Below are 23502 nucleotides of genomic sequence, written 5' to 3' on the forward strand. Positions count from 1 at the left end.
ACGTCAGAGAGTGGGGCCATCCTCTCCCAGCATCTCGCGGCGGATGATCTTGATTGGCGGGAGACCGGCTCCGAGCAAGCGGTCGTGAAACTCCATGAGAGAGAACTTATCGCCCCTCTTGGCGCGATAATCCTCGCGCAATTTCAAAATCTGGAGCTTGCCGAGCGTGTAATTCATGTAGCCTGGGTCTCGCGCGCCGCGGTAGGCCTCGCGGCGCGCCTCAGGCTCGGGCGAACCGCATTGCTTCATGAAGATCTCCGCGGCGTCGTCGACGCTCTTGCCCTTCGTATGCAGCTCGATCGCCGCAACGAAACGACAGTCGCGCATGAGCGCCATTTGCAGCTGGGCGAGCTTCAATTTTGGGTCGCCATTCCCTAAGCCCTCTTCGACCATCATCTGCTCGGCGTAATGCGCCCATCCCTCGGTCGTCGAATAGGCGTGCGCCATTTTCCGCGCGAGCGACCATTCGGGATGTGCGCGTCGCGCGAGATATTGCATGAAGTGGCCGGGCCAGACCTCATGCGACGAAATCATCTTGAGGCCGGCGAAGAAATAGGCCTCGAGATATTCCTTCCGCTTCTCTGCGCTCAGCCCCGTGTCGGGCGGCGTCACATAATAGAAGGCTTGCGTCGCATGGGTCTCGAGAGCGCCGGGCGAATCCAGCGCAGCCGCGGTCGTGGCGCGTCGAAACTCGGGCGTCTCCTCCACTTCCGGAAGCAGATCGCTTGGAATGGTCGCGATGCGATGGTCTTGAACGAAGGCGCGCAAGCCCGCGAGGTCGTCGCTCGCGGTTCCGATCAGCGCATCGGCAGTCGGATGTTGCGCGCGGACCTGCTTCAACACCGCCTCGACGGGCTGCGGGGCGTCTATTTCGTGAGCGGCCGCAGAGAGCGCGTTCTTATCCTTATCGAGCTGCGCATGCGCAATCTCGAGCAGCCGATCCGGCGGAATATCGACCATTTCGCTATAGGCCGCGCGCTTGGCGAAGAGCTCGGGGCCGAGAGCGAACACGCCATCCGCCTTGGGCTTGAGCTCTTCGAGATAGGACTTGTAGCTCTCGAAGGCGGCGATCGCAGCGTCATTGGCGGCCGCGAGATCCTGCTTGAGCCGGTCATCCTGCACAGAAGCGAAAGCGGCGGGGACGCCTCGCTTCAAAAGGTTGATGGAGCCCGAGATGTTGCGGATGGCGATCTCGACGAAGGCGAGAGGCGGGTGCTCGATATTGGCCCTGCCGTTCGCGAGCATTGCCGGAATTTGTCGCTCGCGGGCGATGACGGAGCGCAAGCGGTCGGCGAGCGGCGCGAAATCGCGATGAACGAGCGCAAATATCGCCGAGGTCGCGCTCTGTGTGTAGACGCCGGGATCTTTCCGCCAATTGCGAATGGTGTCGACGTCGAGCAGTCGCGCGTTGATGTCGCTGATCAGAACTTCCCGGTCGTCGCGGTCGCTTTGTGACAGCGTCGCCGGATCGATCGCGCTGAAGGCGTCGAGCGCCTTGTGGAGCCTGGCGGCTTCCAAGGCGTGACCCTCTTGGCTGAGATCGTCGACCTCCGCGTCGTGGTCATGCACGCCGACGAGCGTTGCAAGGATCGGGTGGGCTCGAAACTCCTCACGATAATAGTCCCCGACGGCGCTCTGAAAGGAGCGAACCGCGGCGGCCTCGGCGAGGGCCGGGGCCGAGCTCATCGAGAGCAGCGCGACAACCCCTATTCCCAAAAGCGACAAGACGAATCGGAAAGAACGCATCCTCGCCCCCGAAAATTGATCGCAGCGCCGAACGCCCCGCGCTTTCGCGAAACGCCCGGGCCCGCCGAGCTTAGCTAGGCCGGCCCGGAGATTTGGCAATTCGCGCGCACCGCTTGCAGCCAAGCTGGAGGGCGTTTTGCCTTGGCGTTCATGAGCGGCGATCTCTCGCGTGTAGAGGTCATGTCTTCTGGGTCATGCCGGCCGCGGCCTTGAAATGACCTGTTAGGAGCACTAAATGAGGCGCCATAGAAGGAGACTTCACCATGGCGCATATCGTTCACGCGACCACGGTCGCGAGCATTTCGGATTTGAAGAAGAACCCCATGGGCACCGTTGCCGCCGGCGAAGGGTTCCCCGTTGCGATCCTCAACCGCAACGAGCCTGCGTTCTATTGCATCCCTGCCAAGGCTTATGAAGATTTGCTGGAGCGTCTCGAAGACCTCGAGCTGAACGCCGTTGCGGACGCGCGCGAAGGGCAGGCGATCCACAAGATTTCGCTCGATGACCTATGAGCTCGCCTTTCTTGACGACGCGTTGAAGGAATGGCGCAAGCTGGATAGCACCACTCGAGACCAGTTCAAGATCAAGCTCGCCGAGCGGCTGGAAAACCCGAAAGTTATCTCCGCTCGTTTGCATGGCGCGAAAGAGCGCTACAAGATCAAGTTGCGTAGCGCTGGTTTCCGCCTAGTCTATGAAGTTCGCGATCAGGAGTTGATCGTTCTTGTCGTGGCGGTCGGCAAGCGCGAGCGCAACGAAGTTTACAAGACCGCCGCACGGCGGCGGACGGATTGATCCTGCGTCATCCCGTCAATGTCGTGCGAAGAGGGGAGGCGCCGGGCCGGCCCGCGGGACATTGTTTCGAAGCCCCTCCGACGGGAACGCGAAATCTCACATTTTTAGCTGGGAAGCGTTGTTGGTTTGGGCTGCCCGCCATAGGACGGGACGCACGCGTGGCGTGTTATCAAACTACAAGCATTTCAATGAGTTGCATGGTTTCTGGCGGAGGAGGCGGGATTCGAACCCGCGATACGGTTTCCCGTATACACACTTTCCAGGCGTGCGCCTTCAACCACTCGGCCACCCCTCCTTGAGCCGGCGCGACGCTCGCGCTCCCGTCCGGCCCCCCGATTCCCTCGGGGGTCTTCTCTATAATAGGGACTTTCCCGCCTGCAAAGGCCGCTCTTGCGATCTTCCGCCAGGGGAGGTCAGCGCCGCCGCAGCAGCACGATCCGGTTCGAATTCGTGCCCTTGCCGTTATTGGCGACGCCCCAGCAATGACTCGTCTTGGTGAATCGCTGCTCGTTCACGAGCACGAACAGCCGCTCGAAGGGGAGCCCTTCGGCGGCGCGCCACACGAGCGGCTCCAGCAGCAGCTTCCCGCCCTTGACCTCGCCGACCTCGAAGGCGACATGGCCGCCCGGCGCCAGCACCCGCGCAAGCTCCTTGAAGACGGCGGAAACCATCGCCGACCAGTCTGCCTCGCTCCTATGGGCGGAAATCGTCACCTCCGCGGGGTCGATGCCGGCGAACCAGCTGCGCAGCCAATTGTCGCTCTCATATTGAACGACGTCGAGAAAAGGCGGCGAGGTCACCACGAGCTTAATCGAGCCCGTGTCGATGGACGGCGTTGCAGCGGCGTCGCCGACGCAAAGCCCCGCCTTGGCGCGCGCCGGCGCGCCATCGGCGAGCAGCGCGCGCGATTTTTTCAAGATCAGGCGCGCCACATCGCGCGGCGGCGGCGTCTGGGCGCGCTTTTCGTTGATCTTGCGTTGCGCCTCGACCGAGACAGCTTGATTGGGCGGCAGCGTGTAGACCGAAAAAAACCCCGGAGAATGGCCGGTTAGCCGGTTGAGCGCGACCATGCGGATCCAGTCGTCCGGAGCATCCGGCTCGCCGTCGAGCGGCGCGCGCTCTAAGAGAAAGCGGCGCAGCGCGCATAGGTGGCGCAATGTCTCGGGGTGGTAGAAGACGAGGAGGTCCTCGCGCTCGATCTCGCCCCTTCCCCAGGGGACTTCTTCAAGGCGCGCGGCGACGGCCGCAAGCGAGGGAGGGTCGAGGCGCGGGCGGGTGAGCAGCGGGCTCAAGGGATTGACGTCATTGCCGATAGGCGTGCGCCCGGCGAGCGCCGCCTCGATGGGAGTCGTGCCGCGTCCCATGAAGGGATCGTAAACGGCCTCTCCCGGCGCACTGAGACGGTCGATGAAGAAGCGCGGGAGCTGCGGCTTGAAGCAGGCCCGATAGCTCACCTCATGGATCGAATGCGCCTGTCTTTGCCCAGCAGTCCAGAACTCGTTGATATAATAGGGGAGCCCGTCCCTTTCCTCGAAACGCGTGTTCGCGCCGAAGGCGCAAAAGTCGCGAATCTCCGCCTCGAGCTCGGCGGCCCGATCGCGGGAAGGAGGCGGCTTTCGGGCCGTGGCCGATGACATGGCGAAAAGGCTCGGATTCGAGAACTCTGGACTATGCTTTGCAACGCCTGGAATTGCACCCGCCCGTCGTCTCATCGACCGGCTTTCCACCGTTTTCCGCGCGTGGGGCGTCTCAAAAGCGGCTATTGCGCTACGTCGACGACGACACGCCTGGTCTCGATCGGCGTTCGCTCCCAGGGTCGCCGATTGGCGAAGAGAATCTCCGCGTGGCCGGGCTTCAGCGCGCGCAGCGACCAGCGCCGCGTTCCCGGCGCGCCGGGCATGTCCGCGCCACGGCTGTGTCCCAGATCCTCGATCGCGACAATATCGAGCCCCTGGCTCGCGGCTTTGTCGATCGCCCATGTGTAGCCCGTCGAGGGGTTCTCGGCGAAAGTGAGAACGCGGCTTTCGCCGGGCGCGAGCCGCATCGCCTGCTGCGCGCGAGCCACGGGCGCGGCAAGCGCCAGCGCCATGGCGCAAATTATGAACAGCGCAATCTTTTGCATGCGGCCTCCTGAAACAGCGACATCGGCGAACGCCTCCCCCTCAGCCTGCTCTTGCGCAGCGGTCTGGGCGTGTGCGCCGACTAACTTAAACCATCCCGGCTCGCGCTAGATGCGAAAAACCGGTTTTCACTTTCTCGCATCGCGCTCTTGCGTTCATCCTGCAGTCAGCGTCGCCATGGTTTAACGCTCGCCAGCGTTCCCGCACGCGCGACGCGAGGCGACCTTGGCTCTGGGCAATGATCCGCATGCGGCGCTCGCCGCCTTCAACCGCTTCGGGCTCGGGCCAAGCCCCGGCGACCTCGCGCTGGCTCGCAGCGATCCACGCGGCTTCCTGAAGGAAGAGCTGCGCAGCAGCTATGCAGCGGTCATCGGGCCGGGCGAGCTGCCGACGACGCGCAAGGCGCTGCAAGCGCTCTTCCTCGACCAATATGAAAAACGCATGGCGCGCGAGGCGGCGGCCTTGGCGCCGCCGCAGGGCCCGCCCGCGCAAAGCGCCGCCATGGAGCCTAAGCCTCAAGAAGCGAAAGACGACAAGGCCAAGCCCAAGGACCCCAACGCCGAGCAGAAGATCTTCCGCGAGGAGGCGATGGCGCGCCTCTCCGCGCAGATGTCGGCGCGCTCGGGCTTCATCGAGCGGCTCGTCGCCTTCTGGTCTAATCATTTCGCGGTTTCGGTCGCCAAGGGCGGCTTCGTGCGCGCCTCCGCCGGCGCCTTCGAGCGCGAGGCGATCCGTCCTCACATTCTCGGCAAGTTCGCCGATCTGCTGATCGCCGTCGAGCAGCATCCGGCGATGATCTTCTTTCTCGACAACCAACGCTCGATCGGTCCTTCGTCGCGCGCGGGAACGCTCGACGGCAAGGGGCTCAACGAAAATCTCGCGCGCGAGATCCTGGAGCTGCACACGCTCGGCGTCGACGGCGGCTACTCTCAGGCCGACGTGACGGCGCTCGCGCGCATCATCACGGGTTGGAGCTTCGCGGAGGCGTCGAGCGAGACCGGCGAGCCGGGCGCCTTTCTGTTCAAGAGCAATTGGCACGAGCCCGGCGCGCAGACGCTCCTCGGCCGAATCTATGACGAGACCGGCCGGGCCCAAGGAGAGTTGGCGCTGCGCGATCTTGCGCGGCGCCCGGCGACCGCGCGCCACATCGCGACGAAATTCGCGCGTCATTTCGTGGCCGATGCGCCGCCTCGCGATTTGGTCGAGGCGCTGACGAAGAATTTTCTCCAAACCGACGGCGATCTCAAAGAGCTCTGCCTGGCGTTGATCGACCATGACGCCGCCTGGCGCGCGCTCGCCGCCAAGATCCGCACGCCCAACGAGTTCGTCGTGGCGGCCCTGCGCGCCACGGGCTTCCCGCTCAAGGAGCCAGGGCCGGCGCTCAATGTCATGAATGCGCTCGGCATGCCGCTTTGGCAGCCGGGCGGACCCAATGGTTTCGCGGATACGGCGAGCGTCTGGGCGTCGCCTGAGCAGATGAAGCTGCGTCTCGACGCCTCCTGGCAAATGGCGCAGCGCGTCAAAGACGTGGAGCCGATGGCCGCGCTCGAAACCGCCTTCGGCGAGGCGGCCTCCCGCGAAACGCGCGAGGCCGTCGCGCGCGCCGAGTCTCGCCCGCAGGCGATCGCCCTGCTCTTCATGTCGCCGGAGTTCCAGAGGAGATGAGGATGAGGTCTCGCGAGATTCCCTATCGAATCCCGACCGCCGCGCCGCTGCGAAGCCTGTCGCGCCGCGCGGCGTTGCGGGGTGTTTGCGTCTCCTTCGCTGCGGCGATGGCGCCCTGGCCGGCGAGCGCCGCCAATGCGCGCGACCCGCGCTTTGTCGTGATCATCCTGCGCGGCGCGATGGACGGGCTCGCGGCGGTCGCGCCCGTCGGCGATCCCGATTACGCGGCGCTCCGCGGGCCTCTGGCGCTTGCTGGCGCCGGCGAACGCGCCGGCCTGCTGCTCGACGGTTTCTTCGTGCTGCATCCGGCCATGCCCAATCTTGCGCGGCTTTACGGGGAGAAGCGCGCGCTCCTCGTTCATGCGACGGCGACCGGCTATCGCGAGCGCTCTCATTTCGACGGCCAGGACATTCTGGAAAGCGGCTATCCGGCCCCCGGCCGCACCGACAGCGGCTGGCTCAACCGCGCCGTCGCGCTCTTGCCTTCGGCCGGCGGGGAGAAAAAGCGCGCCTTGAGCGTCGGCGTCACCGCGCCGCTCGTCATGCGCGGCCCCGCGCCCGTGCTGGGCTGGGCGCCGCAGGGCCTGCCCAACGCCTCCGACGATCTCGCCGCCCGCGCGCTCGATCTCTATCGCCATCGCGACCCGGCGCTCGCCAGCGCCCTGCAAGCCGGACTCGACACCGAGCGCATGGCGACGAAGGACGGGATGGGCGACGAGCGTCGCAAGAACAAGGGCGGCATGGACCAGCCGGACGGCATGCGCCAAGCCGCGGCCGGCGCGGCGCGGCTGCTCGCCGCCGACGACGGCCCGCGCGTCGCGGCGCTCGCCTTCGAGGGCTTCGACACGCATCAAAACGAAGGCGGCGTCAGCGGTCAGCTCGCGACGCGGCTTTCCGGTCTCGACGGCGCTTTCGAGGAGCTGGAGAAGGGCCTCGGCGCCCGCTGGAAGGACACCACGGTCGTCGCGATCACCGAGTTCGGCCGCACCGCGCGCATCAACGGCACGAACGGCTCGGATCACGGAACGGCGACCGTGGCTTTTCTCGCCGGCGGCGCTGTGGCGGGCGGCCGCGTGCTCGCCGATTGGCCCGGCCTGAAGCCCAGCCAGCTTTATCAGGGCCGCGATTTGCAGCCGACGACGGATCTGCGCGCCGTGCTGAAAGGCCTGCTCGCGGCGCAGCTCGGCATTTCCGAGCCGGCGCTCTCCGAAAAGGTTTTCCCCGATTCGCGCGCCGTCCTTGCGATGCAAGGCTTGGCTGCCGGCTGAGCCGCAGCCCTGCGCGCGAGCAAAGGCTTGACGAGCGCTTCCCCCGAGAGAATCTAATTCTAAAGTCCCGCCTCGCGCGGCGGAAAGGCGCTCGACCACGCTCGTTCAGGCGGAATCGCCTCTAGCGCGTCTCCCTCCTCGCAATTAAGTCACAGCCTATGAGGAGCCCGCGAAGCGGGCGCCTCGAAGGGTGGCCAAACGCGGATCGCCCTCAAAATCCCACATCCTTCGACACGCGCCCTGCGGGCGCTGCTCAGGATGAGGCGAATGGAGCGCGGCTCAGCGCAGGATCCCGAGCCCCAACACCCCTGTGAGGATCAGATAGATCGCGACGACATAATTCAAAAGCCTCGGCCAGACGAGAATCAGGACGCCGGCGATGATGGCGACGATCGGTTGAATATGCGCAATGCCGAGGACCATAGAGCTGCTCCTACAATGTGCTCCGCAAAGGCGCGGGCGACGCGTCGGGACATTTGCTCATATTGAGCGCGGCTGCAGCGTGACAAGAGCTGGGGATGTTAGCCGTCATCGCGAGCGCAGCGAATTGCTTCGTCGCTTCGCTCTTTGCAATGATGCGCGCGCAGCGGGACAGGCGCGCCAATCCGCGCCTTCGCGCCGCCGTTTCGGCAAGGCTACGCCGCGGCGCGTCAGCGCAGCAAGCCGAGCTCCAATATGCCGGTGAGGATGAGATAGATCGCGATGACGGCGTTCAACAGCTTCGGCTGAATGAGGATCAGAACGCCGGAGACGATGGCGATGATCGGGTGAAGATTCGCGATGCCGATGGTCATGAGGTTCTCCTGCGAGGGGTCCGGCGGGAGTGGGACGATCGGACGCTATGCGCCAATGCTCAGCTTGACGAAAGCCCTTTATCGCCGATCTCCGGGAGCTCACGACATTTGGAAGACTGCGCAATTTGCCGCGCCCACGCCGCCTTGCCAATATTATCCGCCTGAGGCAAAGTGTGCATCTTATGACGCGATGATTTCAGTGAAGTATGGAGGAGAGTTGCGATGCTGCGCCTCGAAAAAGATGTTGATGTTGCAAAGATCCGAGACGCTCCGGATTTTCGAATTTACGCCAATAGCACCTTCATTCCAAAGGTCACCTTCTATTTCATCGAGAGCACCGCGCCCGACAATGTCGAGCAGCGGGCGAATGTGGACGATACGGCGCCGGACGGGCTCGCGCGCGTCGATACGGACAAGGCCATCAGGGACATCGCCGAAACCCTGACGCCTACGGGGGCGCCGGAAACCGAGGCCGATCTCGTCGTCATGGTGCACGGCTTCAACACGCCGAGACCCAACGCGCGCAACTTTTTTGCAGCGGCGGTGGCAGCGCTCAAGAAAGACCAAGGAGCGATCTTCAGCCAGGACCCGCTACGGCCAGTCGTCTGCATCGGTTACCGCTGGCCTTCCGAGGCGATGTTCGGGGGCGTGCTCTGGAGCAGCCTTTGCGCCATGCCGCTGTTCCCGCGCGGCGTGTTCCTCTTTTCTGTCGCCGCGCTGGCGGCGCGAGCGATGGGCTGGGTCCCCGGCCTGACCGAAGTTCTGACGCCTGTCGCTGTGGCGTTGCTCGCAGCGATCGTCGTGCTCGCGCTGCTGCGAGCCATCGTTTATTTCCGAGACATCTACAGGGCGACGAATTACGGCGTGCCCGACCTCGTGGAGGTGATCCGCCAGATCGATCTGGAAGTGTCGACGCGGGTCGACGCGGAGGCCGCCGAGGCCAGAAAGAAGCGCAAGCGCATCGCGCTCTCCTTCATCGGCCACAGCATGGGCGGGCGCGTGGTCACCAATGCGATCCGGGTGCTGTCCGACGTCTTCGATCAAGGGGTCATCACCACGACACTTTCCGGCGCGAGACGCCCGGAATTCGCGGCGGAGTCGAGCGGCGGCGGCGGCGATCATTCCGAAGAATCGGAGGAAACGCCGGACGACACGCCCGCGGTCTCCAGCAAGATCGGCCATGTCTTCACTTTGATGCGATTCCTGTTGGCGTCGCCAGACATTCCTGCCGAGACGCTGCTCGCCGACCGCGCCAATTTTCTCCGTTCCTCGTTGGAGCGATTCAGGGAGGCCTATCTCTTCAGCAGCGAAGGCGACGAAGTGCTGCGCATGATCTCGACGACGGCGAATTATTTTTCCTTTCCGACCGGCGATCGAACCTATGGCTACCGGCTCGGCAACGCCGAAATCCTGTCCTCCGGTTTTGGGGAGGTCAAGGTTGGCCGACGCCTGCTGAAGACGCTGCGGACCGGGTCCAAGAAGCTTGGAGAACTGGCCGACGCGACGCGGCGAGGCAACGCCGCCGCCGCGCCGCGCAAGCGGTGGGATCCGGCCGCCGTCGCCAAGATCTTCAGCTATTTCGATTGCACCGACTATGTCGATGGCGAACCGCCGAAAGGCCTGCTCACAAGGGCCCGCAACTTTAAGGCGGAGAGCTCCAACGCCGGCATCTCCTACCTTGAGCATCTCAAGCTGCTGTGGCGTTACGCGTGGCCCTTCGTTCCCAAGGAAGAGCGGATCAACGTGCATGGCGGCTATTTCGAGGGGGAGGTTTCCCAGAGGCTGATGTACCGTCTGGCTTGCCTTGGCTTCACACACGCGACGAAGGCGCCGGCGTATCCTAGTCGAGGCGATATGCTCAACGAGTGCGCGGAGCATGGAATCAGGGTCATCTTGTCGAAGCGCCTTGATTCCGAGGCGTCGCAAAAGGAACGCGAGCCCATGGACACGCCGGAAATCATGAACGACCGCGCAATAGCCGAGGCAGTTCAGAAGATTTGCGAAATTGGCGTTTCATGGAGGGACCTATGTGGACCTCGCGGGATCACAGAGACCGACGAGGATATTGTAATCGGTGGCATAAGAATCCCAAAAAGACGATTGGATGGGCTTGGGTCCAGGCCACCAGGACCGATTGACCCATAAAGCTTACCTAGCGGTGCTAGAATGTCAGAAATTCTAAAAACAATGTGGGCCAGACTTTACGCTTGGGCGCTGCCGAGCGCCTTGTTTCTTGGAGCGGCCTCGCTATTTGTGCTCCCACAGTTGACTGGGTGCGTGACCTTGAGCAAGCTGCTCTCGGAGGATCAGGGTCTTGCATTCCTCGGCCTGACCGGAGCTTTGGCGATTTCTCTTCCGTCCTTATCTACAAGGTTGTACCGCTTTCTTGAAGGATATTCCTGGCTGTCTTGGGCACAGAAATGGGGAATTGAGAGGCAACGGGGCAGGAAAAAAGAGTTACAAAAGATGATATCCCAGGAAATCTCACCGGTTAAATGGCGCCAAGGCATCGCCATAGAAAATATTTCTCGATATCCTTTTGACGACAGGCAAATTGCTCCTACTAGATTTGGAAACGCTATAAGAGCATATGAAACATATGGAAAAACACGATTCAACATGAACTCGCAAACGCTCTGGCATGAGCTATTTGCGGTTGCCACAAAGCATATACAATCCGAAATCGAATCTGCCAAGTCCTCAGTCGATTTTTTCATCGCTTCTTTCTACCTGAGTATCTTTTTCGGTTTCGCGTGTTGGGTTCTCGCGGGTATTCAAGATTTCAAGCCTAGCATATCGGCGCTCAGTATCCCGGCGTTCGCGCTGGCAGGGTTGTGTCATTCGCTCGCTATCCGCGCGACGGACGGTCTAATCTATCCGGTTCAGGCCTTGGTTAATTTGGGACGGGTTAAGCTCGCGGACAACTTGGGGCTTAGACTGCCAAAAACCCTAGAAGCGGAAAAGACAATGTGGGGACTTGTAACGAGGTATGCATATCATGCCGACAAAAGCTACGGGAATGACTTGGACGTTTATCGTAAACCCTTTACAGAGGCCCGCGCAGAAGAACGTTTCGTTATGTGCGAACGATGGCCTCGGCATTTGAGGTGCAGGCGACCCTAACGGCCACCTACACCCTCGGCTTCGCGCGCTTCGTCGGCGGGGCGTTCGCCGATACTCGCGTCGATGCAAAAACAAATCGCGGACGGGGCCAGCCACCGGCCTCGTCCGCAAGCGCCCTATGTCGCGAGGATCAAGCCGCGGCGAATCTCGCTGCCTCTTCCGAGCCCTTGGTGGCGTTTCCTTCACTATAGGAATGCGCGCCGACGCCCGCGAGCTGGCCACCCTGCACGATGAGATATTCATTGCGGATCGGTCGGCCCTCGAAATAGCACTCGAGGATTTCGCGCACGCCGGCCGCATAGCGCGTCTGCGCGGAGAGGCTCGTGCCGGAAATATGCGGCGTCATGGCGTGATGCGGCATTTTGCGCCACGGATGGTCCTGCGGCGCCGGCTGCGGGAACCACACGTCGCCTGCATAGCCCGCAATGTGGCCATCTGTTAGCGCCCGGACAATCGCATCGGTCTCGACCAGCTTGCCGCGCGCCGTATTCACGATGTAGGCGCCGCGCTTGAAGAACTTTAGCGTTCTCTCGTTGATCATGTGCTCGGTTTCGGGATGAAGCGGGCAGTTCAACGTCACGACGTCGCAGACCTTCGCGAGGCTCTCGAGATTGGCGTGGAAAGTAAGGTTCAGCTCTTTCTCCACCGCCTCCGGCAAACGATGCCGGTCCATGTAGTGCAGCCCGACGTCAAAGGGCTTCAACAAGCGAAGAACGCGCAAGCCGATGCGGCCCGCCGCGACTGTGCCGACCTGCATGGCTTCGAGGTCGTAGGAGCGTGACACCGCGTCGGCGATGTTCCATCCGCCGTTGAGGATGATGTGGTGGGATGGGACGAAGTTGCGCACCAGCGCCAGAATCGACATCACCACATGTTCGGCCACCGCGTTGCTGTTGCAATAGGTGACCTCGGCGACAGTGACGTTGTGCTTCATCGCCGCCTGCAGGTCGGTGTGGTCCGAGCCAATGCCAGCGGTCACGATCATCTGGAGCTTCTTCGCCTTGGCGATGCGCTCGGCAGTCATGTACGCGGGCCAGAACGGCTGCGAGATGACGATCTCGGCGTCCGGCAGCTCGCGGTCGAGAACGCTGTCGGCACCGTCTTTGCTCGAGGTGACGATCAGCTGATGGCCGTTCGACTCGAGGTATCTGCGCAGCCCGAGCTCGCCGGAAACGCTGCCGAGCAGCGCGCCGGGCTTGAAATCAATCGCCCTGGGCGTCGGCAAGGTCTGACCGTCGGGATAGATCTTTGGCTGTGGAACGTCGTCGCGCGCGTAGGTTTTCGGGTAGCCTCCGACCGGATCGTCGTAAAGCACGCAAATAATTTTCGCCATGAGCGGGTCCTCTGAATCACGCGTCCAACGAGCCTCTTTCGAGGCGACGCCCCCCTCGCGACGCTTTCATGGTTGTTGCTATGCGGCGGCGTTGGCCTTCCCAAATATACGGCCTTCGCTACGTGTCCATTTGATTGATTTGATCTAGCAATGAGCATCGTCAATCGATCTTGAGCCTGCTCATCCCGCGCCGACGCCTTAGCGCGTTGCTGCTCGAATGGGACATGAAACAGCCGTCGATCAATGCCCCGACACGCCGGCGCCCAGACGATTCTCTAGGTCCAATTGACGGCAGCAGCTAACGAGCGCGGTCACGAGAGGCGAGGCCGGATCGCGATCCGCGACGACGAGCCCGATCGCCTGGGCGTGCCTCGGCTCAATGAGATCGAGTCCCACGAGGTCAGGCGCGGCTCCGAAGACATTGAAGAAAGTATGCGGAACGATGCTGGCGAAATCCGCGCAACGCAGATGCGAGCAGACGCCAAGAAAGGAATTGCAGACAATGGGCGGCGTGATCTTGATCCCGATTGATTGCGCGAGCCGATCGAGGATGCGCCTATTCTGCATGTCGTCGCTCAGGAGGCAGAGCTTCTCCTTGGCGGCGTCGGCCCAGGCGATGGCGTTTGCGCGCGCGCAGGGCTTGTCCTTCTGCGTCACGAAGACATAGCGTTCGTCGTACAACGGCAAGCTTCTGACGTTCTCTAGCGGCTCGCTCTTCAAATAGGTCACGCCGGCGTCGAGATCGAAGGCGTCGAGACCGCGCTGGATCATGCGTGAAGTGAGAGATTGGATATCGATCGCCACGCCGGGATGGGCCGCCGAGAACGAAGCGGTCAGGAACGCGATCGCCGGCATCGCCGCCGGCACCACGCCAAGCCGCAAGGCGCCGGTGAGGCCGCCTTTCACAGTCGCGATCTCCTCGCGCATGCTCGCGAAATCGCTCAGAATCTGGCGCGCCCAGACGAGGGCCTTCTCGCCCTCTGGAGTCAGTCCGACGTAACGATGCCCTCTCCGTACGAGCGGAACGCCGAGATCATTCTCGAGCTTGCGGATGGCTATCGAAAGCGTTGGTTGTGTGACGTTGCAGATCTCCGCCGTGCGCGCAAAATGCTTCTCTCTCGCCAGCGTGGCGAAGAACGAGAGATGACGGATCAGCATGGCGTCCTTCCATTGCTGCGCTGCCGGCTCGGGGACAGCTTTCGTCGATCCTTCATTGCGAGACGGGCGCGGCGATGGCTTCGAAGCCCGAGGCGCGCGGCTTGCTCCCTGTCCGCAGCGCCGGCGCATCGGCGCCAGTCTTCGCCCGCTTCAAGGCTCCAAGCTCGGCGCGGCGGCCTTCCACTGGGAGCCGGCGCTGCTTACTCCGCGGCTTCGACCGGCGGCGCGACGCGGCGCGAGAGCTCCGACATCTCGCGATAACGTTCCTGCCAATCCGTCGGGCCGTTGGAGGGCGACACTTGCACGGCCGTGACCTTGTATTCGGGGCAATTCGTCGCCCAGTCGGAATTGTCCGTCGTGACCACATTGGTCTGGCAGAGGGGGTGATGGAAGGTCGTGTAGACGACGCCCGGCGCGACGCGGTCGGTGATCTTCGCATGCAGCGTCGTCTCGCCGGCGCGGCTGTGCACGCGCACCCAATCGCCGTCGCGAACGCCGCGCATTTCCGCGTCCTGCGGGTTGATCTCCAGCACGTCCTCGGGGTGCCACTGGCTGTTTTCTGTGCGGCGCGTCTGCGCCCCCACATTATATTGCGAGAGGATGCGACCCGTGGTCAGCAACAGCGGAAAGCGCGGTCCGCTGCGCTCCTCCGTCGGGACATATTCGGTAATGACGAATTTGCCCTTCCCTCTCGCAAAGCTCTCGATGTGCATGATCGGCATGCCTTCCGGCGCCGCGTCGTTGCAGGGCCATTGGACGGAGCCGTCCTTTTCGAGCCGCGCATAGGAGATATTCTTGAACGCTGGCGTCATGCGCGCGATCTCGTCCAGAATCTCGCTTGGATGCGAATAGCTCCAGTCGCAGCCCATCGCCTTGGCGAAAAGCTGGGTCGCTTCCCAGTCGGCGAAGCCGGCCTTGGGGCTCATCACGCGCCGCACGCGTTGAACGCGCCGCTCGGCGTTGATGAAGCAGCCGTCCTTCTCGAGAAAGCTCGCGCCGGGCAGCAGGACATGCGCGTAATGCGCCGTCTCGTTGAGGAATAGGTCCTGCACCACGACGCATTCCATGGCGCCGAGGCCCGCAGAGACATGCTTGATGTCGGGATCGGACTGCAGGATGTCCTCGCCTTGGACATAAAGCCCCTTGAACACGCCGTCGATCGCCGCGTCGAACATATTGGGGATGCGCAGCCCGGGTTCGGCGTCGAGCGCGACGCCCCACTCCTTCTCGAAAGCGTGGCGCACCTCATCGTTCGAGACATGGCGATAGCCGGGGAACTCATGCGGGAAGGACCCCATGTCGCAGGAGCCTTGGACATTGTTCTGACCGCGCAGCGGATTGACGCCGACGCCGCGTCGCCCGAGATTGCCCGTCGCCATGGCGAGATTGGCGATGGCCATCACTGTCGTCGAGCCCTGGCTGTGTTCGGTGACGCCGAGGCCGTAATAGATCGTGGCGTTTCCGCCGGTGGCGTAGAGTCGCGCGGCGCCGCGCACGAGAGGCGCCGGGACGCCGGTGTATTTCTCCACAGCCTCGGGACTGTTGCGCTCTTCCGTGACGAAGGCGGCCCAGTCCTCATATTCATCCCAATCGCAACGCGCGCGCACGAAGGCCTCGTTTGCGAGGCCTTCTTTTACGATCACATGGGCGAGCGCCGTGACGATCGCGACATTCGTGCCCGGCCGCAGCGGCAGATGATAAGCCGCCTCGATATGGGGCGAGCGCACGAGCTCGGTCTTGCGCGGATCGATGACGATGAGCTTCGCGCCCTCGCGCAGCCGCTTCTTGATCTGCGAGCCGACGACGGGATGCGCGTCGGTCGGATTGCAGCCGATGATCAGGATCACATCGGCTTCGGTGACCGAGTCGAAATCCTGCGTGCCCGCCGAAGTGCCGAAGGCCTGAGAGAGCCCGTAGCCGGTCGGCGAATGGCAAACGCGCGCGCAAGTGTCGACATTGTTGTTGCCGAAGCCGGCGCGAATGAGCTTCTGGACGAGATAGGTCTCCTCGATCGTGCAGCGCGACGAGGTGATGCCGCCGACCGAGAAGCGCCCGTATTTCTCCTGGATGCGCTTGAACTCTGAAGCGGCGTAAGCGATCGCCTCCTCCCAGCTCACCTCGGTCCAGGGATCGGTGATCTTCTTGCGGATCATCGGCGAGAGCACGCGGTCGCGGTGCAGCGCATAGCCATAGGCGAAGCGCCCCTTGATGCAGCTATGGCCATGATTGGCCTTACCGTCCTTCCAGGGAACCATGCGGACGATCTCCTCGCCGCGCATCTCCGCCTTGAAGCTGCAACCCACGCCGCAATAGGCGCAGGTCGTGACCGCCGAATGCTCCGGCTGGCCGATCTCGATCACGGAGTTCTCGATGAGGGTCGCGGTCGGGCAGGCCTGCACGCAGGCGCCGCAGGAGACGCATTCCGACTCCATATAAGCCTCGCCCATGCCGGGAGAGACGCGCGAGTCGAAACCACGGCCTTCGATCGTCAGCGCGAAGGTCCCCTGCACCTCGGAGCAGGCGCGCACGCATCGGTTGCAGACGATGCACTTCGACGGATCGTAGGTGAAATAGGGATTGGACTTGTCCTTGGGCTTCCAGTCTTCGTTGGGGCGCCCGGCGTTGCGGGCGAAGACATGGTTGCGGCCCTCAGAGCCGTACCGCACCTTGCGCAAGCCCACCGCGCCGGCCATCGCCTGCAGCTCGCAGTCGCCATTGGCGGAGCAGGTCAGGCAATCGAGCGGATGGTCGGAGATATAGAGCTCCATGATCCCACGGCGCATCGCGTCCAGGCGCGGGGTGGAGGTCTTGACCGCAATGCCCGACGCGACCGGCGTCGTGCAGGAGGCGGGCAGGCCGCCGCGCCCTTCGACCTCGACGAGGCAGAGGCGACAGGAGCCGAAAGCCTTGATGTTGTCGCTCGCGCAGAGCTTTGGGATCGCGATCCCGATCTCCATCGCCGCCCGCATGATCGACGTTCCCTCGGGAACGGAAACCTCTCGCCCGTCGATCGTCAGCGTGACGGTTTTCCCGGATTTGGCCTCGGACGTGCCGTAGTCGATTTCCTTGATGAGCGGCATGACCGCCTCCTCCCCAGCGCCCCGCAGGGCCGCGCCTGCGTTATTTATTCATATTACATTGCGATGAATATTGAGGAATGGAGGCGGCCGGTCAATAAGGCTATTTCGTGCGGCTATGGGATTCGCCTATCGACAAAAGGTCGAGGGATGGGTCGGCGCCGACCTAGAAACCATTTGTTGCGGCAGGCTCCAACAGATTTTCAGCTGAGCGCTCCTTAACAGCGCGATGAACATGCAGGCGATGAGCAACTTGACTCCTCGTATCAAATAGGATGCGCGCGGATTCCGCTTCAAGCGTCCAGACTGTGGGTTCTCTTCTGTTTATCGTGGCGGAAGCCGAATAGACTGACAAACTCGGATAATTTTGGCGCACGTGATCGGATCACGGAGTTGAAAATGCCGCTGATGCCCCGAATTTCGATCCTGTCGGCGAACGCCTCGGATGGCCCCGATCTGCGTCGAGCCATCGTCGCGCTGCAGGAGCACGAACGCGCGCTGCACGACACAAGACGGCCCGGGGAGGATGTTGCAGACGCCTATCTCGCGCAGCTCCTTGGTCGAACGGCCGTGAGCGGCGCAATCTTGAAAGCCGACCTCGACGGCCTATTCGCCGGCTTTGTCGCGGGTTGGGTGGAAGAAAGCGACGCCATCGCAGAGACCGAGAGCTCCAATCGTCACGGGTTGATAGCGGACATTTGCGTGCTGCCCGAATATCGAACTCAGGGCATCGGCGCGTTGCTGCTGGCGGCCATGGAGAGGCGACTTGCAGCTTTCGGCGTCGAACGCATTCGTGTCGTCGCACTGAGCAGCAATAGTCTCGCCCGAGCGTCGTATGAGCGCGCCGGCTTCCACCCTTATGAAATCACCTATGAGAAGAAGTTGGACTGACAAAGAACGGGGCGCACCCTTGGCGAAGACATCAAGGATTTCATTCCGTGCGCCGTTGAGGGCGACATGGAAATCGTCGCGCTAGCCCTTCGGCTTCGCGCGCCTCGTCGGCAGGGCGTTCGCTGGATCGTCGGGCCAGACATGGCGCGGGTAGCGGCCCTTCATCTCCTTTTTGACGTCGTTCCAGGAACCCTTCCAGAAGCCGGGCAGATCGCGCGTCGTCTGGATCGGGCGATGTGCGGGCGAGAGCAATTCCAGCGTCACGGGAACACGGCCTTTCGCCAAGGTCGGATGGCGCTCGAGGCCGAAAAGCTCCTGCACGCGCACCGAGAGCAGCGGGCCATTGGCCGCCGCATAATCCAGCGCGATGTGTGAACCCGCCGGCGTCTCGAAAATGGCCGGCGCCTCTTCATCCAGACGGCGGCGCAGGGCGTAGGGGAGAAGCGTAGCGAGCGCCGCGTCGAGATCGCCCGCTTCGATCGCGGCAAGGCCCGTGCGCCCGAGGATGCACGGCGCGAGCCAATCGGCGGCGCTCTCGGCGAGCCCCGCATCGGAGAGATCGGGCCAGTCTTCGCCCTCCGCCGCGCGCAGGAAGGCGACGCGGTCGCGCAGCTGGCTCTGCGCCTTGCTCCAGGGAAGCCGCGCGATTCCGAGGCTCGCCGCGCCTTGGGCAAGCATCTGCGCCGAGGCGAGATCGGGCTCGATCGCGAGATTCTGCTCGGAGAGCCGGATCGCGCCGAGCTGCTTGAAGCGCCGCCGGCGCAGCGCGCCGCTCTCGGGCTCGAAACGAGTCTCCTCGCGCGCCTCGATGCGGCCTGCGGCGACCCCCTCGACTTCCGCGAGTGTGAGCGCCGCCGCAGCGAGAATGCGCGCGGCGCCGGCGCGACCGGCGATCTCGGCCACGGCGAGATAGGCCTCGCGCGAAAGCGCATGTTCCGGCGGCAGCGACGCCGCGCGGCCATTGGCCATGGTGAAGGCGCCCGCGCCCCGCGCCTTGGCGATCCTATCGGGGAAAGCCAGCGCGATGAGGGCGCCGTCGGAGAATTCCCTCTCCCCGCCTGCGGGGAGAGGGTTAGGGAGAGGGGCTTGGGCAGTTGGGGAAGCGCTTGGCCCCTCACCCGGGCCCTCTCCCCGCAGGCGGGGAGAGGGGGCGTCCTTGCTCGCCGCCCGCGCAATCCCTTCGGCCAGGCGCCGCGCGTCGCGCGCCCGCGGCGAATTTTCGTGGGCGAAGCGCTCCAGGCGATGCGAGAGATCGGGATCATCGCCGCCGAGCCCGCGTTCAGACAGCAGCGTCGCGAGCCGCGCCGCGCGCAAGCCCTCGCCTTGGCCCGCCGCCTCGATGATCATCGAGGCCAGACGCGGCGCCACGGGCAGGCTGCGCATCGCCGCGCCTTTTTCCGTGAGGCGGCCGTCTTCATCCAGCGCGCCGAGCGCCTTGCAGAGCGAGAGCGCCTCGGCCCAGGCGGCGGCGGGCGGCGGATCGAGAAAGGCGAGGCTTGAAGCATCGCTCACGCCCCAATGCGCGAGATCGAGCGCCAAGCCGGAGAGATCGGCGGCGAGGATTTCGGGCTCGGCGAAGGCGGGCAGCGCCCCGGTCGCCGCCTCCTCCCAAAGCCTGTAGCAGACGCCGGGCTCCACGCGCCCTGCGCGGCCGCGCCGCTGTTCGACATTGGCGCGCGAGGCGCGGATCGTCTCCAGGCGCGTGAGCCCCAGCCCCGGCTCGAAACGGGGCACGCGCGACAAGCCGCTGTCGATGACGACGCGCACGCCCTCGATCGTGAGCGATGTCTCGGCGATCGAGGTCGCGAGCACGATCTTGCGCCTACTCGCGGGCGGCCGCGTGATCGCGCGATCCTGCTCGCCGCGATCGAGCGCGCCATAAAGCGGCGCGAGCTCCACGTTTGGCGGCAGGCCGCGCTCCTCGAGGAGCGATGCGACGCGACGGATCTCGGCCTGGCCGGGCAGGAAGACGAGGATCGAGCCCTCCTCCTCGCCCACGGCGCGCATGATCGCGCGCGCCATGTCCTCCTCCGGCCGCAGGGAGGGATCGCGCCCGATATGGCGCGTCTCGACGGGAAAGGCGTGGCCTTCGCTCGCAATGACCGGCGCGCCGCGCATCAGCTTAGCCACGCGTGCGCCGTCTAACGTCGCCGACATGGCGACGAGGCGCAAATCCTCGCGCAAGCCCGCCTGCGCGTCGAGCGCCAGCGCAAGGCCGAAATCGGCGTCGAGCGAGCGCTCGTGGAACTCGTCGAAGAGCACGGCGACGACGCCCTTGAGTTCCGGATCGTCCAGAATCATGCGGGCGAAGACGCCCTCAGTGACGACCTCGATGCGCGTCTTGGCGGAGACTTTCGTCTCCAACCGCATGCGCAAGCCGACGGTCTCGCCGACGCTCTCGTTAAGCGTTGCGGCGAGGCGGCTCGCTGCGGCGCGCGCGGCGAGACGGCGCGGCTCGAGCAGGATGAGCTTGCCCTCGCCGCGCCAGGAGGCGTCGAGCAGCGCGAGGGGAACGCGCGTGGTTTTGCCGGCGCCGGGCGGCGCGACCAGCACGAGATTGGGCCGCTTATCGAGCGCGGCGTCGAGCTCGGGAAGGATGTCGTCGATCGGCAGGCGATCGGCAAAGGCGCGGACCAAGTGGGGCTCCAGGAGTTCGGGCCGCTACAGATGCGCGATTGCCGCAGGCGCTGGCAAGATGGGCGATACTGCACTGCGCCGGATGGAACGCGTCCCTGCTCACGTTCCCGCCCAGAGACAAACGCTTTGGCGCTTCCGGTTTGCGCCGTCCCCGGACATCGGCCGAACGTCTGGTCTCCGTTTCTATCGCGAACACCGGCGCGCACTTAAAAACCCCGCCTGGCGCAAAAAGGCCGGGGTTTTTTAGCCTTCAGACGGGGCTGCCCCAATCTGATCAATACTTCGCGAGCACCGGATCGGCGGCGAAGGGATTGAAGTGCCAGTTGACGCCGACACGCACCGTTTGGAAGCGGGTCGCCGAGGCCTGCCGGTAGGCGAAACCCGCATTCGACAATGGGGCGGTAAGGGGGCGGAACGGGAGGAAGCCCGGGGTGGCGCCGATAGCACTGCCGTAGATCGTGGTCGAGCCGAGGTCGGTGTAAAGATATTCGAGCTTTACCGAGAAGGTCTTCAACAGCGGAGAAGTCGTGAACGGGGACCACTCGACGCCGCCGCCCGCGGTCCATCCGACTCTCGTGCTGTCATAGTTTCCGCCCGAGCCGTAGATCGCGCCCGCGCCGAAGCGGACTACCGGAAAGGCGGTACGGGCGCTGGGAAAGAAGTCCGAAGCGTTGACGCTGTGAACCACGCCGCCATAGGCTAAGCCGCCCGTTCCATACACCAAAAGGCTCGGGAAGCTTGGGAGGGTCACGCCGACGCGTGCGCGCACCGTGCCGAACCAGTCGACGCTCTTGTTCTGGGAAGCGAAAACGAAATTGCTCGTCGCCGGGTTGAGCTGGGGGATGAAGGCGGAGCCCGTTCCAAGCGTTCCAATGCCCACGCCGGTTCCCTGGCTGTGCACGTCGCTCGCCTGGAGGTCCGCCTCGAGGCCGACGACCAGCCACGGATTGAACTGGTAGTTGTAGCCGACCTGACCGCCGCCGACCACGCCGTTCAAATCGTTGGAAATGGTCCAGCCCGGGATTCCAAAGGAGGCCGGAAAGAGGGTGACCGCGTACCCAGAGTCCTGATCGCCATTGCCGACGCCATAGCCGATGTTGATACCGCCATAGAGGCCCGTCCAGGTGAACGGCGGCGGCGGCGCGACGAGGGGTGCCTTGTAGGATGGAAGGTCGGCTGCGAAGGCCGACGCGGTGAGTGCTAGGCTGAGCGCCGTCGCCGAAAGGAAAGATTTCAGCATCGTATGCTTCCTTCTCTCTGCCTCTAAATAAGCTTTTCCTTTACATAATCATCAGGGCCGCCCCACAAATAGTCAAGGAAACTAGTCGTTCGATTGAGGCGTTTACATACATTTTCTCAGGCCGTGTAACAAAATTGCCACACATCATTTGATCAAGCTCAAGACGTCTCGCCGCGTTGCAGTAATGCGGGCGACGACCGGTCAGGGTCAGCATGCGTCGCGACGCGTGCGCCATCTAACGTCGTCGACATGGCGACGAGGCGCAAATCCTCGCGGAAGCCCGCCTGCGCGTCGAGCGCTAGCGCAAGGCCGAGATCGGCGTCGAGCGAGCGCTCGTGGAACTCGTCAAAGAGCACGGCGGCGACGCCCTTGAGTTCCGGATCGTCCAGAATCATGCGGGCGAAAACGCCCTCAGTGACGACCTCGATGCGCGTCTTGCCTGAGATTTTGGTCTCCAACCGCATGCGCAAGCCGACGGTCTCGCCGATGTTTTCTTTCAGCGTCGCGGCGAGACGGCTGGCGGCGGCGCGCGCGGCGAGACGGCGCGGCTCGAGCAGGATCAGCTTCCCGTCGCCGCGCCAGGAGGCGTCGAGCAGCGCGAGCGGAACGCGCGTGGTTTTGCCGGCGCCGGGCGGCGCGACCAGCACGAGATTGGGCTGCTTATCGAGCGCGGCGTCGAGCTCGGGAAGGATGTCGTCGATCGGCAGGCGATCGGCAAAGGCGCGGACCAAGCGGGGCTCCAGGAGTTCGGGCCGCTACAGATGCGCGATCACGGCAGGCGGTGGCAAGACGGATGGAACTTCGCGAAGGCGGGAGAACCCTTAAGACAGTTTCTTCTCGTAACCGGCAAATAGCTGCTTCATTTCATCGAGTCGGGCTTGGTCGACTTGACGGCCGAAGAACTTTCGAAACCAAGACTCTGTGCCTCTGCGAACGCAATTTTGACGCCGAAATGTGCGACCTGCCTTGTCGCGCAAAGGCAGTTGATTTGCGCGGCGGCGTTGCCGATGTGCTTGGCCAGCTCCGATAAGACCGCTTCCATCGAAAGCAGAATTCGCTGGCCCGTATAATGTCAAGCTCATGGCGGTCTAAAAATATGTTGATCTTGCAGGAGCGGCCGCTGACGTCGGTTTTCGTAGCAGCAATACTTATGTTTCAGCTTCTCCGACCGAAGAAATTAGCCGAGTTCGCTTGACGAAGCCTTGGCGCGAGACACGTAAAATACGGATGCGGAATCCATCGTCAAAGTGTGGAGGCGATGATGACACTCAAAAGCTTGATAGTTCTGCTTGCGGCGACAGCGCTCGGCGTTGGGGCGCTCGCTTATTCAGGCCCGGCCGACGCTTATCACAGGGGTTGCAGGGGCTGGCATCGGGGCCCAGTCGTAGCATCCGACTACGTCGTAGCCTCTGACTACGTCGCGCCCGGCTATACGCCTGTGGTGGTGGCCGTGGCGAGTGGAAACTACTGCGTGACTTCCGTCAAGACGTGCCTGCTCCAGGAGCCGGGCGTGCTCGCAACTGGATGCTCCTGCCATATCCCCGGCGGCATTGCGCGCGGCCTGGTGGAATAGTGAGTAAACCTCAAGGCGGGACTGCGACCTCGATGGGGCCGCAGCTCCCAACTCGGCGATGCTGCTCGATCGATTTCGTCCTTCG

Annotated in this window: 18 protein-coding genes, 1 tRNA gene and 1 pseudogene; 8 read left to right on the forward strand and 12 right to left on the reverse strand. The window is 63.5% G+C overall.

Annotation, left to right across the window (positions count from 1 at the left end; all coding sequences use genetic code 11):
- Window positions 1-3 precede the first annotated feature (3 nt).
- On the reverse strand, window positions 4-1746 hold the full coding sequence (locus QMG80_RS04105) for a DUF885 domain-containing protein (protein ID WP_158658714.1): 1743 nt from the start codon (window positions 1744-1746) through the stop codon (window positions 4-6).
- A gap of 263 nt (window positions 1747-2009) precedes the next feature.
- On the opposite strand from QMG80_RS04105, the gene QMG80_RS04110 reads away from it, so the two are divergent.
- A complete protein-coding gene (locus QMG80_RS04110; protein WP_085771661.1) occupies window positions 2010-2258 on the forward strand; it encodes a type II toxin-antitoxin system Phd/YefM family antitoxin in 249 nt (82 codons plus the stop codon).
- Window positions 2248-2538, forward strand: coding sequence for a type II toxin-antitoxin system RelE family toxin (locus QMG80_RS04115; RefSeq protein ID WP_085771662.1), 291 nt, complete (start codon window positions 2248-2250; stop codon window positions 2536-2538). Before QMG80_RS04110 ends, QMG80_RS04115 begins: the two co-directional genes overlap by 11 nt.
- 205 nt (window positions 2539-2743) lie before the next feature.
- On the opposite strand, the gene QMG80_RS04120 is transcribed toward QMG80_RS04115, so the two are convergent.
- The 3 genes from QMG80_RS04120 to QMG80_RS04130 all read right to left on the reverse strand — a co-directional run bounded on the left by QMG80_RS04120 (window position 2744) and on the right by QMG80_RS04130 (window position 4660).
- Window positions 2744-2833: transfer RNA gene (locus QMG80_RS04120), tRNA-Ser, on the reverse strand.
- A gap of 118 nt (window positions 2834-2951) precedes the next feature.
- Window positions 2952-4175 carry a DNA methyltransferase gene (locus QMG80_RS04125; protein WP_085771663.1) on the reverse strand — a complete coding sequence of 408 codons (1224 nt, stop codon included), beginning with the start codon at window positions 4173-4175 and terminating at the stop codon, window positions 2952-2954.
- Between the two features lie 122 nt (window positions 4176-4297).
- Window positions 4298-4660 carry a protease inhibitor I42 family protein gene (locus QMG80_RS04130; RefSeq protein WP_245299883.1) on the reverse strand — a complete coding sequence of 121 codons (363 nt, stop codon included), beginning with the start codon at window positions 4658-4660 and terminating at the stop codon, window positions 4298-4300.
- Window positions 4661-4883: 223 nt separating this feature from the next.
- Between QMG80_RS04130 and QMG80_RS04135 the strand changes: the two genes are divergently transcribed.
- Together QMG80_RS04135 and QMG80_RS04140 are read left to right on the forward strand one after the other, a co-directional pair.
- Window positions 4884-6323: a DUF1800 domain-containing protein gene (locus QMG80_RS04135; protein ID WP_085771664.1), complete on the forward strand. Its 1440-nt coding sequence runs from the start codon at window positions 4884-4886 to the stop codon at window positions 6321-6323.
- 2 nt (window positions 6324-6325) lie between these two features.
- Complete coding sequence (locus QMG80_RS04140; RefSeq protein WP_085771665.1) at window positions 6326-7591, forward strand: DUF1501 domain-containing protein; 1266 nt, start codon at window positions 6326-6328, stop codon at window positions 7589-7591.
- A gap of 279 nt (window positions 7592-7870) precedes the next feature.
- Here the strand turns inward: QMG80_RS04140 and QMG80_RS04145 are convergent, their stop codons facing one another.
- Window positions 7871-8014, reverse strand: coding sequence for a DUF3096 domain-containing protein (locus QMG80_RS04145; protein WP_085771666.1), 144 nt, complete (start codon window positions 8012-8014; stop codon window positions 7871-7873).
- A gap of 227 nt (window positions 8015-8241) precedes the next feature.
- A complete protein-coding gene (locus tag QMG80_RS04150; protein WP_085771667.1) occupies window positions 8242-8385 on the reverse strand; it encodes a DUF3096 domain-containing protein in 144 nt (47 codons plus the stop codon).
- 222 nt (window positions 8386-8607) lie between these two features.
- Between QMG80_RS04150 and QMG80_RS04155 the strand changes: the two genes are divergently transcribed.
- Window positions 8608-10530 carry an alpha/beta hydrolase gene (locus tag QMG80_RS04155; RefSeq protein WP_085771668.1) on the forward strand — a complete coding sequence of 641 codons (1923 nt, stop codon included), beginning with the start codon at window positions 8608-8610 and terminating at the stop codon, window positions 10528-10530.
- A 21-nt stretch (window positions 10531-10551) separates the two neighbouring features.
- Window positions 10552-11508 (forward strand): hypothetical protein, encoded by a 957-nt coding sequence (locus QMG80_RS04160; RefSeq protein WP_158658715.1) that lies wholly within the window; start codon window positions 10552-10554, stop codon window positions 11506-11508.
- Between the two features lie 130 nt (window positions 11509-11638).
- Here the strand turns inward: QMG80_RS04160 and QMG80_RS04165 are convergent, their stop codons facing one another.
- From QMG80_RS04165 to fdhF, 3 genes are all read right to left on the reverse strand, one after another.
- Entirely contained in the window at window positions 11639-12841 is a 1203-nt protein-coding gene (locus tag QMG80_RS04165; RefSeq protein WP_085771670.1) for an NAD-dependent formate dehydrogenase, read from the reverse strand.
- Window positions 12842-13081: 240 nt separating this feature from the next.
- Entirely contained in the window at window positions 13082-13999 is a 918-nt protein-coding gene (locus QMG80_RS04170) for a LysR family transcriptional regulator (protein ID WP_085771671.1), read from the reverse strand.
- Between the two features lie 200 nt (window positions 14000-14199).
- Entirely contained in the window at window positions 14200-17079 is a 2880-nt protein-coding gene (gene fdhF / locus QMG80_RS04175; RefSeq protein ID WP_085771672.1) for a formate dehydrogenase subunit alpha, read from the reverse strand.
- Between the two features lie 396 nt (window positions 17080-17475).
- Here fdhF and QMG80_RS04180 point away from each other — a divergent pair, with 396 nt between their 5' ends.
- Window positions 17476-17967, forward strand: a complete 492-nt coding sequence (locus QMG80_RS04180) for a GNAT family N-acetyltransferase (RefSeq protein ID WP_085771673.1) — start codon at window positions 17476-17478, stop codon at window positions 17965-17967.
- 81 nt (window positions 17968-18048) lie between these two features.
- Here QMG80_RS04180 and hrpB read toward each other — a convergent pair whose 3' ends face one another.
- From hrpB to QMG80_RS04195, 3 genes and pseudogenes are all read right to left on the reverse strand, one after another.
- Window positions 18049-20604, reverse strand: coding sequence for an ATP-dependent helicase HrpB (gene hrpB / locus QMG80_RS04185; protein WP_085771674.1), 2556 nt, complete (start codon window positions 20602-20604; stop codon window positions 18049-18051).
- Window positions 20605-20878: 274 nt separating this feature from the next.
- Window positions 20879-21844 (reverse strand): outer membrane protein, encoded by a 966-nt coding sequence (locus QMG80_RS04190; RefSeq protein WP_245299884.1) that lies wholly within the window; start codon window positions 21842-21844, stop codon window positions 20879-20881.
- Between the two features lie 218 nt (window positions 21845-22062).
- Window positions 22063-22575: pseudogene (locus QMG80_RS04195) on the reverse strand (DEAD/DEAH box helicase); the annotation flags it as partial.
- A gap of 530 nt (window positions 22576-23105) precedes the next feature.
- Here QMG80_RS04195 and QMG80_RS04200 point away from each other — a divergent pair.
- Window positions 23106-23417, forward strand: coding sequence for a hypothetical protein (locus QMG80_RS04200; protein WP_085773666.1), 312 nt, complete (start codon window positions 23106-23108; stop codon window positions 23415-23417).
- Window positions 23418-23502: the final 85 nt, after the last annotated feature.

This window comes from Methylocystis bryophila, from assembly GCF_027925445.1.
In the GTDB taxonomy this organism is placed as follows: Bacteria; Pseudomonadota; Alphaproteobacteria; order Rhizobiales; family Beijerinckiaceae; genus Methylocystis; species Methylocystis bryophila.

What these genes read in the sequence shown, in the direction of transcription:
- QMG80_RS04105 (WP_158658714.1), bottom strand. Translation starts at nt 1,746, where the DNA reads ATGCGTTCTTTCCGATTCGTCTTGTCGCTTTTGGGAATAGGGGTTGTC.
- QMG80_RS04110 (WP_085771661.1), top strand. Translation starts at nt 2,010, where the DNA reads ATGGCGCATATCGTTCACGCGACCACGGTCGCGAGCATTTCGGATTTG.
- QMG80_RS04115 (WP_085771662.1), top strand. Translation starts at nt 2,248, where the DNA reads ATGACCTATGAGCTCGCCTTTCTTGACGACGCGTTGAAGGAATGGCGC.
- QMG80_RS04125 (WP_085771663.1), bottom strand. Translation starts at nt 4,175, where the DNA reads ATGTCATCGGCCACGGCCCGAAAGCCGCCTCCTTCCCGCGATCGGGCC.
- QMG80_RS04130 (WP_245299883.1), bottom strand. Translation starts at nt 4,660, where the DNA reads ATGCAAAAGATTGCGCTGTTCATAATTTGCGCCATGGCGCTGGCGCTT.
- QMG80_RS04140 (WP_085771665.1), top strand. Translation starts at nt 6,326, where the DNA reads ATGAGGTCTCGCGAGATTCCCTATCGAATCCCGACCGCCGCGCCGCTG.
- QMG80_RS04145 (WP_085771666.1), bottom strand. Translation starts at nt 8,014, where the DNA reads ATGGTCCTCGGCATTGCGCATATTCAACCGATCGTCGCCATCATCGCC.
- QMG80_RS04150 (WP_085771667.1), bottom strand. Translation starts at nt 8,385, where the DNA reads ATGACCATCGGCATCGCGAATCTTCACCCGATCATCGCCATCGTCTCC.
- QMG80_RS04155 (WP_085771668.1), top strand. Translation starts at nt 8,608, where the DNA reads ATGCTGCGCCTCGAAAAAGATGTTGATGTTGCAAAGATCCGAGACGCT.
- QMG80_RS04160 (WP_158658715.1), top strand. Translation starts at nt 10,552, where the DNA reads ATGTCAGAAATTCTAAAAACAATGTGGGCCAGACTTTACGCTTGGGCG.
- QMG80_RS04165 (WP_085771670.1), bottom strand. Translation starts at nt 12,841, where the DNA reads ATGGCGAAAATTATTTGCGTGCTTTACGACGATCCGGTCGGAGGCTAC.
- QMG80_RS04170 (WP_085771671.1), bottom strand. Translation starts at nt 13,999, where the DNA reads ATGCTGATCCGTCATCTCTCGTTCTTCGCCACGCTGGCGAGAGAGAAG.
- fdhF (WP_085771672.1), bottom strand. Translation starts at nt 17,079, where the DNA reads ATGCCGCTCATCAAGGAAATCGACTACGGCACGTCCGAGGCCAAATCC.
- QMG80_RS04180 (WP_085771673.1), top strand. Translation starts at nt 17,476, where the DNA reads ATGCCGCTGATGCCCCGAATTTCGATCCTGTCGGCGAACGCCTCGGAT.
- QMG80_RS04190 (WP_245299884.1), bottom strand. Translation starts at nt 21,844, where the DNA reads ATGCTGAAATCTTTCCTTTCGGCGACGGCGCTCAGCCTAGCACTCACC.
- QMG80_RS04200 (WP_085773666.1), top strand. Translation starts at nt 23,106, where the DNA reads ATGACACTCAAAAGCTTGATAGTTCTGCTTGCGGCGACAGCGCTCGGC.